The sequence below is a fragment of the Psychrobacillus sp. NPDC093200 genome, assembly GCF_050280345.1.
Classification (GTDB): domain Bacteria; phylum Bacillota; class Bacilli; order Bacillales_A; family Planococcaceae; genus Psychrobacillus; species Psychrobacillus faecigallinarum.
In genome coordinates, this window is record NZ_JBNNVC010000002.1 from 913812 (window position 1) to 927419 (window position 13608).

At 34.9% G+C, this 13608-nt stretch carries 14 protein-coding genes; 5 read left to right on the forward strand and 9 right to left on the reverse strand.

Annotated elements, in window-relative coordinates; all coding sequences use genetic code 11:
• Window positions 1-57 precede the first annotated feature (57 nt).
• Window positions 58-708: a PAQR family membrane homeostasis protein TrhA gene (trhA, locus tag ACQKNZ_RS12310; protein ID WP_144536710.1), complete on the forward strand. Its 651-nt coding sequence runs from the start codon at window positions 58-60 to the stop codon at window positions 706-708.
• Between the two features lie 93 nt (window positions 709-801).
• On the opposite strand, the gene aac(6') is transcribed toward trhA, so the two are convergent.
• From aac(6') to ACQKNZ_RS12325, 3 genes are all read right to left on the reverse strand, one after another.
• Window positions 802-1242: an aminoglycoside 6'-N-acetyltransferase gene (gene aac(6') / locus ACQKNZ_RS12315; protein ID WP_427659931.1), complete on the reverse strand. Its 441-nt coding sequence runs from the start codon at window positions 1240-1242 to the stop codon at window positions 802-804.
• 23 nt (window positions 1243-1265) lie between these two features.
• Complete coding sequence (locus ACQKNZ_RS12320; protein ID WP_154310896.1) at window positions 1266-1508, reverse strand: hypothetical protein; 243 nt, start codon at window positions 1506-1508, stop codon at window positions 1266-1268.
• A gap of 65 nt (window positions 1509-1573) precedes the next feature.
• A complete protein-coding gene (locus ACQKNZ_RS12325; RefSeq protein WP_151110052.1) occupies window positions 1574-2014 on the reverse strand; it encodes an OsmC family protein in 441 nt (146 codons plus the stop codon).
• 82 nt (window positions 2015-2096) lie between these two features.
• Here ACQKNZ_RS12325 and ACQKNZ_RS12330 point away from each other — a divergent pair, with 82 nt between their 5' ends.
• Complete coding sequence (locus ACQKNZ_RS12330) at window positions 2097-2471, forward strand: hypothetical protein (protein WP_144536716.1); 375 nt, start codon at window positions 2097-2099, stop codon at window positions 2469-2471.
• Window positions 2472-2720: 249 nt separating this feature from the next.
• Here the strand turns inward: ACQKNZ_RS12330 and ACQKNZ_RS12335 are convergent, their stop codons facing one another.
• The 6 genes from ACQKNZ_RS12335 to ACQKNZ_RS12360 form a co-directional block, all read right to left on the reverse strand.
• Complete coding sequence (locus ACQKNZ_RS12335) at window positions 2721-4256, reverse strand: sensor domain-containing diguanylate cyclase (protein WP_144536718.1); 1536 nt, start codon at window positions 4254-4256, stop codon at window positions 2721-2723.
• 256 nt (window positions 4257-4512) lie between these two features.
• Complete coding sequence (locus ACQKNZ_RS12340; protein WP_144536720.1) at window positions 4513-5217, reverse strand: ABC transporter ATP-binding protein; 705 nt, start codon at window positions 5215-5217, stop codon at window positions 4513-4515.
• A complete protein-coding gene (locus ACQKNZ_RS12345; protein ID WP_144536722.1) occupies window positions 5210-5998 on the reverse strand; it encodes an ABC transporter ATP-binding protein in 789 nt (262 codons plus the stop codon). The genes ACQKNZ_RS12340 and ACQKNZ_RS12345 overlap by 8 nt, the downstream gene beginning before the upstream one ends.
• Complete coding sequence (locus tag ACQKNZ_RS12350) at window positions 5988-6941, reverse strand: branched-chain amino acid ABC transporter permease (protein WP_144536725.1); 954 nt, start codon at window positions 6939-6941, stop codon at window positions 5988-5990. The genes ACQKNZ_RS12345 and ACQKNZ_RS12350 overlap by 11 nt, the downstream gene beginning before the upstream one ends.
• 9 nt (window positions 6942-6950) lie before the next feature.
• Window positions 6951-7823: a branched-chain amino acid ABC transporter permease gene (locus tag ACQKNZ_RS12355; protein ID WP_144536727.1), complete on the reverse strand. Its 873-nt coding sequence runs from the start codon at window positions 7821-7823 to the stop codon at window positions 6951-6953.
• Between the two features lie 104 nt (window positions 7824-7927).
• A complete protein-coding gene (locus ACQKNZ_RS12360) occupies window positions 7928-9100 on the reverse strand; it encodes an ABC transporter substrate-binding protein (RefSeq protein ID WP_144536729.1) in 1173 nt (390 codons plus the stop codon).
• A gap of 517 nt (window positions 9101-9617) precedes the next feature.
• Here ACQKNZ_RS12360 and pepF point away from each other — a divergent pair.
• From pepF to ACQKNZ_RS12375, 3 genes are all read left to right on the forward strand, one after another.
• A complete protein-coding gene (gene pepF / locus ACQKNZ_RS12365; protein ID WP_427659937.1) occupies window positions 9618-11429 on the forward strand; it encodes an oligoendopeptidase F in 1812 nt (603 codons plus the stop codon).
• Between the two features lie 235 nt (window positions 11430-11664).
• Window positions 11665-11940 carry a hypothetical protein gene (locus tag ACQKNZ_RS12370; protein WP_151110064.1) on the forward strand — a complete coding sequence of 92 codons (276 nt, stop codon included), beginning with the start codon at window positions 11665-11667 and terminating at the stop codon, window positions 11938-11940.
• Between the two features lie 193 nt (window positions 11941-12133).
• Window positions 12134-13411, forward strand: a complete 1278-nt coding sequence (locus ACQKNZ_RS12375) for an MFS transporter (RefSeq protein WP_340863080.1) — start codon at window positions 12134-12136, stop codon at window positions 13409-13411.
• The last annotated feature ends 197 nt before the right edge of the window (window positions 13412-13608 follow it).

A 13608-nucleotide genomic window follows, 5' to 3' on the forward strand; every position in this document is an offset into this window, starting at 1 on the left:
GTTATATCATTATATGTAGTTATTAAAACTACTTAATGAGATGGAGGTATTTACTTCGTGCTAAAAAATTATATAAGAGAGCCATTCAATTCATTATCACACCTATTGGGAGCTGTTTTAGGTTTAATAGGGCTCACTCTCATGATTATGAAGGGAATCTCACAAAATACTACTAATCTTACATTAACGGCACTTTCTATTTTTGGTGTTAGTATGATTTTACTGTATATGGCTTCTGCTACTTACCACGCAGTTTTAGCTAAAGATCGTGTTATCCAGTATTTACGTCGGTTAGACCATTCTATGATTTATCTACTGATTGCTGGTACATATGCTCCATTTTGTCTTATAACATTAAAAGGTTCTACAGGTTATGTATTGTTTAGTTTGATAACTCTTTTAGCTATCTCAGGAATATTATTTAAGATGGTTTGGTTTGAATGTCCAAGATGGGTTTCTACGGCACTTTACATAGGAATGGGATGGATAATTATTTTCCTTGCTCCTGCCCTTTCAGAAAGTCTAGGTACTCAAGGTCTACTATATTTAATTGCAGGAGGCATATTCTACACTATAGGTGGTATAATTTATGGGCTAAAGCCTAATCTTCCTTTTATTAAAAAGCTAGGTTTCCACGAAATATTTCACATTTTTATATTGCTAGGCACTTTTTCCCACTTCATATGCGTGTATGTATACGTATTATAAAAAGTTTTAGAATATATAATGAGGGCGTCCAATTACTTAATGGACACCCTTTTATTATTTAATGTAAACTCACTTTGCGTTGGAGCAAGTGTGTTACTTCAGCTTTTTAGCAAAAGCAATAATACGATTAACCTCTTTAAACCCTAATTTTAAATGAACTGCTAAGCTTTCTTCATTGTCCAGTTCGCAGTCACTAGCAAATTCTTCACAGCCTTTTGTAATCGACCACTGTTCGCATTTTTCGACCAGCTGCCTTGCAATACCTGTATTCCTGAATTCCTCCAGTACAAAAAGTCCTTCTAAATAGCCTACAGGTGTTGTACTTGTCCCCTCCACATAGTCTTTTCGTATTTGGCACTGTGCAAATCCAATTGGACCTCCTGATGGTTCATAGGCAAGAAAAACAACGACGTCACCGCTCGTAATTAGTTGTTCCATTTCTTCTAGAAATTCTTCTTTATTATGCCCTGGCCATAATAGTGAAGCTAGAGTTGCCGCATCGAGAGCATCTTTTGTTTCAGCTCGTTTAATCATAAAAAAGCACCTTTCCTAGAAAGCTAGAATTCTTTTTTAGTTAAAGTAAAATCTATATTTGATGGTGGAGACTGTAATCTCATTGTTTCAAGTTCGATTCTCATCTTTTCTGTTTCCATAATAAAATTTTCTTGTCTAAGCTTTTCTAACTCTAAGGCATCTTTAACTGCTCCAGCTTTTATGCGTGCTTTTTCTTCTAAATGATCAGTTACAGACTTAATAACTGGAACTAAAAAAATAAGCGCCGGTATTATAATCCATTCCACTGCATTCACCCTTCCCTAGTATTACCTGATTAGAATATACATTAAAGAAATTAGGAAATAAATAACTAATTAACAATATTTACGGAAAATTCTAATTCTATATCTACATTTCCTCGCAAAGCCTTACTAATCATACAGTTTTCCTCTGCCTTGATGGCTAGCTTTTCTGTCTTAGCTATGTCTTTTGCATTTTTAAGTAAGATACTTGGTCGATGAATAATTTTTTTATATGTGAATACACCTTTCGTAACATCAACAATCGCAGTGGACTGCATTTCTAAACTTTCTTTTTCTATTTTACTCCGTTCCATCATCGCTGCTAGTGTGATGATATAGCAGGTAGCAGCAGCTCCCAGGAGCATTTCATCTGGATTAGTTCCTACACCAGGTCCATCCATCTCTTTTGGTATAGAAATATTAGTTTGTAAATTTCCAGAACTAATATCTCCAACGTCATTTCTATTCCCTGGCCAATTTGCTTTCAAGTGAAAAATGTGTTCAGTCATAATTTTCATCAAACCTTTCAAATGGATGTATTGGAAATTTCATTGATTTCCTATATTATTGAAGAGAAGGTAGGCGTTTAGATTGCTTAAAAATTACGGAAAAATTGCTGGTTTTATCATCGTTGCTTCTCTTTTTCTACTCATTCTTGGAGTAAGATACGTGTTAGGTCAAGATCTAGTTGTTATGAACTTTATTGCATTTGCAGCTTTTTCAATTGTAACTGGAGTCATAGCAGGAGCTATGCTTTTTTACAATCTTCATAAAGCATTTTATTTATTTACGTTTGGGTTAGCAATAGGTTTCATTGATCTTTTCCGCTCTTTTATCATTAATACCGGAGGTAATGGAGACCTACTCGGAATTCTTTCTCTCTTTATCTTCACTGCATTTGGATTAGTATTAGGAATGATTGTTGAGGCAATATTTTACCTCATTAAAAAAACAAACAATCAATAAAAGAGGCTAGAACAAAATCCATCTTAGAATTTAAAAAAACCTAGAAATTTTACCATTCGTAAAATTTCCAGGTTTTTTTATCTACTTTATAGCAGTTGTTCTCCGCTAGCAGTCACAACAGAAGTAGGTACAGGAGTAGCCATCCCTGCATTTTCAAAATAAAATAAAAAAGTGAAATGGAAGTCTCAATTTCACTTTTGCATGGCATGAGACTACTTAAATTCTCATGATTCTTTATTTTTCTATTGATCAGTTTGATTTCATAGTATTATTTCGTCCATTTGACTTCGCTTTATAAAGCGCGCGATCAATTCGTTCTATAAATGAAGTAATTGGCTCATTGAAATCTACGTATTCTCCTACACCTGCAGAAATTGTGATGAGCTTTCTTGTAGGTGGCAAAGTTGTTTCGATGTCTTTTCTCAGTATTTCTGCGAGTCTGTAGGCCTCATCTAAATGAGTATTTGGGAAAACGATTGCAAATTCCTCTCCACCTAAACGGATGCAAAAGTCATTATCACTGGCAACGAGATTCATTCGAGAAGCTAAAAACTGAAGGACTTCATCACCCGAGTTATGCCCAAATTCGTCATTAACTTTTTTAAAGAAATCAATATCTACCATTAACATGGAAAAATATTGTTTTTCCTCTTTTAGATTACTATATAAATATTCAGCGAACCTTCTATTCTTTAGACCTGTCAAGGGATCTGTTAAGGATTGCATTTTAAAGTCTGCTACTGTTTCCTCCTGATGCCTGCGATATTCTTCCACCGTTTCGGTCAGCTGTTTCGCTTCAAAATACCATGTAGGAATTCTTAACTCTTTCTTATTAAATTCCTTATTCATAGTATACATAGCCAGCTTCTGCAAAGGAAATGCGAGCTTATTAGAAATAATAAAAGCTACTACTAAAAACAAAGCAACAAAAGGAAGTGCATATAAAAATATCTTCAAGATAATCCCAATTAGAGGCTCCAAGCTAGACTGATATGGAGTCTGTGAAACAACTCCCCAGTTACTTGCTTCTATAAAAGAGTAACCAGCTAAGTAAAGATCACCTTTCGTGTTCTCAGTTAAGCTAGAACCACTATTACCCTTTATAAGTTTCTCCACTACTTCATTACTTTTTACAACTTCGCCTATTCGTTCTTCATCAGGATGATAAATAAGTGTACCTGAATGGTCTACTACATAAACATAGGATCCATCCTTGGAGTAATGCTCGGCCAATATATTTCTTATAAAATTATCCTCTTCCAAATATATCGTTCCGTTAAGCATGCCTAAGTATTCAGTTTGTTCATTAAAAAGCGGAGTAGATACAAGGATTAATAATCTCCCAGTCGACGCCATATATGGTTTTGTAATAATATTCTCTTTTTTATCTAACGCTTCCCTAACACCTTCTGATTCAATAATATTACCGGCAATCCCAACGTTAGGTGAAGTCGCTATAGCTAGACCATTTTTGTCTATAACAGAAACTGAATTAAAATTTCTGCTTGTGACAATTAGCTGGTCAAGAACTACTGTTAACTCCTCTGGCTGATCCAGTAACTTTATTATATCTGCTTTTCTTCCCTCTAAATTCAATTGCATAGAGGCAAATAGCTCCTCAGACATTTGAGCAAGCTTTTTTGAATAGACTTGATTTTGCTCTAATGAGTTCTCAATTAGGCTGTTTTTAGTCACTAAATAGCTCGAAAAAAGAGAACTAGTAAGTATGCCAATTATAGTAAACGAAATTAATGTTAAAATCCAAAAACGTAACGTTTTTATCATACTTCCTCCAAAATTATACAATATTAATATCACATTTTCTGATTATAGCACTATTAGTATAGTAAAAACTATAGTAAATTGGTAGTTTTGCTATAAAATTATAATTTAAGAGAAAGATTCATTAAAAAAAACAAAAAGAGGATACCAAATGACAATTGTCATTCATATCCTCTTAATCGATTGTAATTATTTCTGATTAATTAATATTTTGTTTTAATTAAATCCTTAATTTTAATAAATAAAATTCATTACCCAATTATCCACCTAAATATGCGAGCTTAACTTCTTCACTTGATTGAAGCGCAGCTGATGGACCAGAAAGTACTACTTTCCCTGTTTCAATTACATAGCCTCTGTTAGCTACAGAGAGAGCCATATGGGCATTTTGTTCAACAAGCAGGACAGTTGCTCCATCATTATTTATTTCTTCTATAACTTTGAATATTGTTTGCACCATAAGCGGCGCTAAACCCATGGAAGGTTCATCTAATAAGACAAGTTTAGGCTTTGCCATGATTGCTCGACCGATAGCAAGCATTTGCTGCTCACCACCAGACAACGTACCAGAAAGTTGTTTTTTCCTTTCTAATAGCCTAGGGAACGTTTCGTAAACTTTGTTTAAATCCGAAGAAATTCCAGCTTTGTCTTTACGTAGAAATGCTCCTAGCTCTAGATTCTCCTCCACAGTAAGATTGGAAAAAACTCTTCGACCCTCAGGTACATGAGAAATACCAGATTTCACTATAGTTTGAGCTGCTTTCCCGGAAATTGATTTACCTAAAAACTCTATTTTCCCCTTTTTTGGCTTTAACAATCCTGATAAGGTTTTAAGCAATGTGCTTTTCCCTGCTCCATTTGCCCCTATTAACGTAACTATTTCGCCTTCATTCACTTCAATCGTTACATTATGTAGCGCCTGTATATTTCCATAAAATACATCTATATTTTCTACTTTAAGCATGGATGCCCGGAACCTCCTCTCCTAAATAAGCTTCAATAACTTTAGGATGGTTTCTTATTTCCTGTGGAGTTCCTTCTGCTAAAAGCTGTCCATGATCTAACACATATATCCTCTCACAGACACCCATCACCAAATTCATATCATGTTCAATCAATAAAATGGTCAGGTCAAATTTTTCTCGGATAAATCCTATTAAGTCCATTAGATCCTTAGTTTCTTGAGGATTCATACCTGCTGCTGGCTCATCTAATAAAAGCAGCTTTGGACCTGCCGCCAATGCTCTAGCAACCTCAAGTCTTCTCTGTTGACCATAAGGAAGGTTTTTTGCAAGCTCATCTTTATACTTATCTAATTTAAAAATCTTCAGAAATTCGATTGATTTTTCTTCCATCTCTTGCTCACCTTTAAAATGAGAAGGAAGTCTTAAAATTGAGCTAATCATCGAATGTGTTGCTAAAGAATGATAAGCAACTTTAACATTTTCTAAGACAGTCAATTCATTAAACAGACGAATATTTTGAAAGGTTCTGCTGATCCCTTTTCTAGTTACCTTGAACGGGGGCAATCCATTGATACGCTCTCCATTAAACACAATATCACCTGTTGTAGGTGCATAAACGCCAGTCAACAGATTAAAGCTCGTTGTCTTACCAGCTCCGTTAGGTCCGATTAATCCTACAAGTTCACCTTGTTTTAAAACTATATTTAAATTTTGGACAGCTTTTAGACCACCAAACTGTATCCCTACGTTTAGAACCTCTAGTAAAGGCTTATTTACCATATTGACTGCCCCCTTTCGGTGCTCTCCAGCTTTTAAAGTAATCCGTAATTTCCATAGTTCCCATCAAACCTTTAGGTCTATATAACATAACGATGATCAATACAAGACTATAAATAATCATTCGCGTTTCAGGATAACCTTGCAAGTAAGTTGATACAACCGTCAAAAGAATTGCTGATAAAACAGCTCCTGATAGGCTGCCCAACCCTCCTAAAACAACGAGGATTAATATATCAAATGATTTTAAAAATCCAAATTGACTTGGTTGTATAATATAAAAATTATGAGAGTATAGCGCCCCTGCCACTCCCGCAAAAAAGGAGCCAATAGCAAATGCTGCTACCTTGTAATACGTAGTATTAATCCCCATAGCATCAGCTGCAACTTCATTCTCTCTTACAGAGATAGAAGCTATACCATGGCGTGAATTGGTGAAGTTAACTATAACTATAATTGTTATGGCTAAACAAATAAATGTATAGGTCCATGTTGTCATATGCTCAACCTGCATGCCTGAAGCCCCACCGACATAGTCGATATTCAAAAAAATAATACGAATGATTTCAGCAAAGCCAAGAGTGGCTATCGCTAAATAATCTCCCTTTAGCCGTAGACTAGGAATACCTACCACTAAACCGGCCAATGCTGCAACAATTCCCCCTACAATAATCGCTAAAAAGAATGGCAGTCCCAGCTTCATCGTTACAATAGCAGATATATAGGCACCAACAGCCAAGAATCCAGCATGACCTATAGAAAACTGCCCTGTAATACCAATAATCAGATGGAGGCTTACAGCTAAAATAATATTAATTGATATGAGTATAATCGTATTGCTATAGTATTGATCTAACATTCCATTCATAATAAGAAACTGTATAACGGCATATACAACTATTCCCAAAGCAATAAATAGCCAAAATTGTTTAGAAGTTTTCTTCATTTAATACACCTACACTTTCTCTCGTGCATTTTTGCCGAAAATACCTGATGGTCTAAAGATGAGTATTAATATTAGAATGACAAATGCTGCAGCATCTCTCCACAAAGAAAATCCTACTGCACTGACAACAGATTCAATCACTCCTAAAAGAAGTCCCCCTACCATTGCTCCTGGAATGATTCCAATACCTCCTAGAACCGCTGCAATAAATGCTTTTACTCCTGGAATAACTCCCATTAGTGGATCAATCTTTGTATAATACACTCCGAAAATAACTCCAGCAGCACCTGCTAAAGCTGAACCAATAGCAAAAGTTGCAGAGATTGTGTTGTCTACGTTGATGCCCATTAATTTTGCTGCCTCTGTATCATGAGAAACAGCTCTCATTGCCTTCCCTGTTTTAGTTTTATGTACAATAAATTGTAGAATAATCATTAACACAACAGAAACAGAGAGGATTAAAATTGATTGCATGCTTATTTGAACACCATAAAGTTCAAAGGTTTTCTTAAAGAAGTCTGGATACGCTTCAGATTGAGCGCCCCTAATATAAATCACTCCATACTCGATTAATAAGGAAACCCCTATAGCAGTAATAAGCGCAGCTATACGCGTAGCGTTTCTTAGTCGTTTGTAGGCAATTCTTTCTATAATCACACCAAATAGTGCACAAGCTGTCATTGAAATAATAAGTGCTGGGAAAAAACCTAATCCAAATACTGTAATAGAATAAAAACCAATAAAAGAACCTACCATGAACACGTCACCATGAGCAAAATTTATTAACTTGATAATTCCATATACCATCGTATATCCAAGGGCGATTAAGGCATATATACTTCCGAGTGAAATACCATTAATCAACTGCTGAATCCATTCCATGTAGTTCCACTCCCTTATATGTTAGTACTGTACAAGTCTAAACCCACTTTCATAAAGTAACAGAAAAGGAGGGAATGAATCCCTCCATTATTAGTAACAATATTTTAAGGATTTACCTTTGTATTAAAGACTTGTTTTCCATCTACAAACTCAATAATTGTTGCTGATTTCACTGGGTGATGATTTTCATCCATGGAGTATAGTCCCGTTACTAAATCCAGATTATCAGTTGCTTCTAATGCTTCTTTAATTTTTTCACCATCGGTTGAGTCTGCTCTTTCAATTGCATCCTTTAATAAGTAAACAGTGTCATAGCCTAGAGCATGGAACGAGTTAGGAGCTTCACCGTACTTTTCATTAAACTTATCTGAGAATGATTTTGCTTTTCCATCTGGGTCTTCTGAAGAGTAAGCAGTAATGATAAACGTGTTATTTAAAGCATCAGCCCCAGCTAAATCAACGATTGTTGGTGAATCCCATCCGTCAGCACCCATCAACGGAACCGTAATTCCCATTTCACGAGCTTGCTTAACGATTAGACCAACTTCTTCATAATATCCAGGAATAAAAATGAAATCTGGGTTACTAGATTTGATACTGGTTAAGGTAGATCGGTAGTCAGAATCTTTTGCTGCGTAAAATTCCTCCGCTACAATTTTACCGCCAGCCGCTTCAAAATCCTTTTTAAAGGATGCTGCTAAGCCTTTTGCATAATCACTTCCGTTGTCCGCGTAAATTGCAACATTTTTAACCTTTAATTCATTGGCAGCAAAGTTTGCTGCCACAGTTCCTTGGAAGGGATCAATGAATGCTGTGCGGAAAGCATATTCATTAACTTTCCCATCATCATTTACTGTTACAGTAGTGCTAGTTCCTGATGGTGAGATTAGCGGCACCTTGTTTTTCCCGGCAACTTCTACTTGTGCTACAGAGTTACCACTAGTTGCTGCGCCTATGATTGCTACTACCTTATCTTTGGTAATTAGCTTAATAGCTCCATTGGTTGCTTCACCTGCATCTGATTTATTGTCGACTTTTACAAGTTCAATTTTCTTACCATCAATTCCACCGTCTTCATTAATTTCATCCACAGCCAAGTCAATAGCCTTGTCTTCAGATTGGCCATAAGATGCTGTGCCACCAGAAAGTTCCAAGTTAATACCAATTTTTACTGTATCCCCACCATCACCCTGACCACCTTCACTAGAGCATCCTGTCAAAACCCCTATTAAAAGGGATGAGGCAAGGAACAATGAAGCAAATTTTGATTTTTTCATAAAAAATATACCCCCTTATAATGTTTGAAAATTTTGAAATCTTAAAGCGTACTATCCTCTCTTTTTAATAGCAACTTATTCCAAAATTAACATTTCTTTAATACAATTACATTGTAAAACAAAGTAATGATTCAGTCTATAGAAATTTGACTAATTAGAATTTTTATAATTTTTGATATACTATTGTTATTGTATTAATAATATTATGTATAAAATTTTTACCGAATCTATAGATGATGATGGACATCCCTGCCTGCTTAAACACTGCATGTATAAGAATAACGAAATTATTTCTGTACTGCGTCCGTAAGTTCCAACAAGAGGAGAACAAAGTTACAAACAACTTCTGAACTGAGTTGATGCTTATCGCTCGCCTCCTTAAAAATACAGTCCATTAAACTTGATTGTTATATTAATCAATTAAATTAATTGAAAATAATAAAAATAATTACTTTTCTACCTTTCTCCGCTATAATTATTTATAGTTCGAAAACCGTAATATTAAGGAGAGATGAAAATGGTGCAAAGCTTACCAAAAAGATCAGACGTGAAAGTAGAAGAAACATGGAATTTAAAAGATTTATATGCTACGGAAGAGGATTACAATAATACTTTAGAGGAAATAGAAAAAAGCGTCCCTATGTTTGCCGAGAAATTTAAAGGCAAAATAGATAGCGCTAAAGCAATCGTGGACGCTTTAAGCGAATACAAGACTCTTTTTGAGAAGTTCAATTTATTAGGAAGTTACGCAAGACTAGCTATAACCGTGGATCAAACAAATACTGAATCACAAATGAGAGCTGGTAAATTTGGTTCTTTAGCAGGAAAAGTTGCAAGCCAAACTTCATTTGTTGATAGTGAACTTTTAGAATTACCAAAAGAAATAATAGAAGAAGCTATAAAACTAAATTCCGAGTACGAGAATTATTTAGTTAAATTACTTGAAAAGAAAAAATATACTCTACATCCTGAGGTTGAAAAGGTTTTAGCTGCCTACTCCCCTACCTTTGATGCACCTTATAACTTATACGAAACTACTAAGCTATTAGATATTGCCTTTCCAAATTTCGTAGTAAACGGGAAACAATATCCATTAAGCTACGTTTCCTTTGAAAATGATTGGGAAGCTGAAACTGATACGGTTCTTCGTAGAACAGCATTTGAAGCTTTCTCTTCAAAGCTTAAGGAATATCAGCACACAACTGCAAAAACATATGATATTCAACTACAACAAGAAAAAACGACAGCAGACTTACGAGGATATGACTCAGTATTTGAATACTTACTTTCTGACCAAGACGTAGATATTTCTCTATATAACCGTCAAATTGATTTGATCACAAAAGAGCTAGCACCACATATGAGAAAATACGCGAAATTGCTTCAAAAGATACATGGACTTGATAAGATGACGTTCGCTGATTTAAAGATTGCTCTTGATCCAAACTATGAACCAACAATTACAATAGAAGAATCAAAAAAATATATCAAAGATTCTCTATCTGTAATGGGTGACGAGTATCTTGAAATGGTTGATCGTTCTTACAAAGAACGCTGGGTAGACTTCGCTCAAAATGAAGGAAAATCAACTGGGGCCTTCTGTTCTAGTCCTTATGGTAGCCATCCATATATTTTAATATCCTGGTCAAGTCGCATGAATGAGGTTTTTGTATTAGCACATGAGCTTGGTCATGCTGGTCATTTCTATTTTGCACACCAAGAACAAAATCTATTTAATTCTCGTCCATCTTTATATTTTATAGAAGCACCTTCTACCATGAACGAAATGTTAGTTGCTAACCACCTTTTAAAAAATTCAGATGACCCTAAATTTAAACGCTGGGTAATTTCATCTATAGTGGCTAGAACTTATTATCATAATTTTGTTACTCATTTATTGGAAGCAGCTTACCAACGTAAAGTTTATGAGCGAGTGGATCAAGGTCAAAATGTAAATGCTGAAATATTAAATGCTTATAAGCGCGAAGTATTAGAAGATTTCTGGGGAGATGCAGTGGAAATAACAGATGGAGCAGAGCTTACATGGATGCGTCAGCCTCATTATTATATGGGCTTATACCCATATACGTATAGTGCAGGATTAACTATCTCTACACAGGTAGCTAAGCGTATATTAAATGAAGGCCAAACAGCCGTAGATGAATGGGTAGAAGTTTTAAAAGCTGGTGGCACTAAAACGCCAGTAGAATTAGCAAAAATGGCTGGTGTTGATATCACTACAGATGAGCCACTTAAAGACACTATTGCATACATTGGTTCACTGATTGATGAACTTGAAATCTTAACAGAGACAATTGAAAACAAATAAAGAAAGAAGCTATCATAATGTATATTATGATAGCTTCTTTTACTTCGAGCTTTTATATTAGAATGAATACAACTTGTGCAAAGAGGGACTAACTTGTGACTTTCTTCAAATCTATAAAGACTCCAATGGGAAAAAGTAATATACTTAGAGTACGACTTAAAACTAGTGAACTAGTTGCTATATAAAGAATATAAAATTAGAATGCGATAAATTGCCTTCTTACAAAGGAGTTAATATGAAAAACAATGTGATAGAGCAGTACGAACAGGATGAAAATATAATGATTCAATTGTATGCCCAATGGTGTATCAATCATGACTTAGACCCTTTTGCATTATATCAAACAGCATATCCAGATCAAAAAACAAACGACGCTTTAGCAAGTGCAATAGAAGAAACGGAAAAAAATGCATTAGAAGTAGATACCGAGACTGTTATACAAGTATTGCAGCTTTTTGGAAATGACCACCTAGCTTTTGTTGTATCTGAAATTGCTTCAAAACTAAAATAAACCTCCTTCTATAGGGCATCTCAAGCCCCTTCCTCTTTTTTCCCGTAAATATTCACAACTCTTTCTCTAATCTCTTAAGCTTCTTATTACTATCTAATAGAACGTAAAAGATATGTAATATTTCAGTTTTTTTTACATAGTTTGTTATAAATCATGTACAATATTATCAGACAGAAAGGGGGAATCATTATATATGAAAAAGTTTACAAAGGAAGAAAATAGTTGGGCTCTTTATGATTGGGGAAGCTCTGCATATTCTATAATAATTACAACTGCTATTTTCCCTATTTTTTACAAAGGATCGGCAACAGCTGCCGGCGTAGATACGAATGATTCTACAGTTTATCTCAGTTACACTATTGCCATTTTTACATTTATATTAGCAATGATAGGGCCAATCCTTGGAACCATCGCCGATTATAAAGGATATAAAAAGAAATTTTTCTTTTTCTTTTTCTTTTTAGGAGTAGCTGCTACTGCTTTACTAGCTTTCATCCCTTATGATAAATGGTATCTATTTTTGATATGCTATACTTTTGCAGCTCTTGGTGCAACTGGTGCGAATGTTTTCTATGATGGCTTTATTATTGACGTTACAACAAATGAACGAATGTCTCGTGTTTCCTCGAGAGGATACGGACTAGGGTATATTGGTAGTGCGATTCCTTTTTTAATTAGTATGGTTATTATTTTGTTGGCTGGGGCAGAAAAAATCCCTCTATCTGAAATAAACGCAAGCCGCATTGCATTTCTGATTACAGCCGCTTGGTGGATTATTTTTGCTATTCCGATGTTTAGAAATGTAAAACAAATTCATTATATTGAGCGTGAAAAAAATCCTGTCGCTCAAAGCTTTAAAAGACTTGGAAAAACTATAAAAGAAATACGTCAGTATCGAGCTTTATTTCTATTTTTAATAGCCTATTTCTTCTATATTGATGGTGTAGGAACTATTATCGCAATGTCTACTGCCTATGGCACTGACTTGGGCTTACAGGCTACGGATTTAATCATCGTCTTATTTGTTACACAGGTTGTAGCTGCCCCTTTTGCAATTTTATATGGTAAACTAGCTGCAAGATTTTCAGAAAAGAAAATGCTATATGTCGGAATTTTTGTTTATATAATTGTATGTACTTATGCATTTTTCTTAGAAACTATTGCAGATTTCTGGATTTTAGCAATGCTCGTAGCAACTTCTCAGGGTGGAATACAAGCATTAAGTAGATCGTACTTCGGCAAACTTATACCGAAGGAAAATTCAAATGAGTTTTTCGGTTTCTATAATATTTTTGGTAAATTTGCTTCCATAATGGGCCCACTTTTAATTGGTCTAACTACACAAATTACAGGCAATTCATCGTATGGTGTGTTTAGTTTAATCATTTTGTTTATTGTTGGAATAATAGTGTTGATTAGAGTACCTGAACCAGATAAAGCACCAAAGCCAGTGCCAGTTGATGCTGTCTAATTTTTATTTAGTGGTGATTATTCGCTAAGGACTATGGAGGGAAAAGGGAACCTTCTCTAAGACAGTGCTTTCTCAGCAAAAAAAGGCTCGTCTGTGAGGGTAACTATTTAGATACATGCAAGAAAGTCGATCGGACAACATTCTTGCATGTAGCTATTTTCTTGCCTCAGGATAGTTTATAATTTTTAAACAGTTAA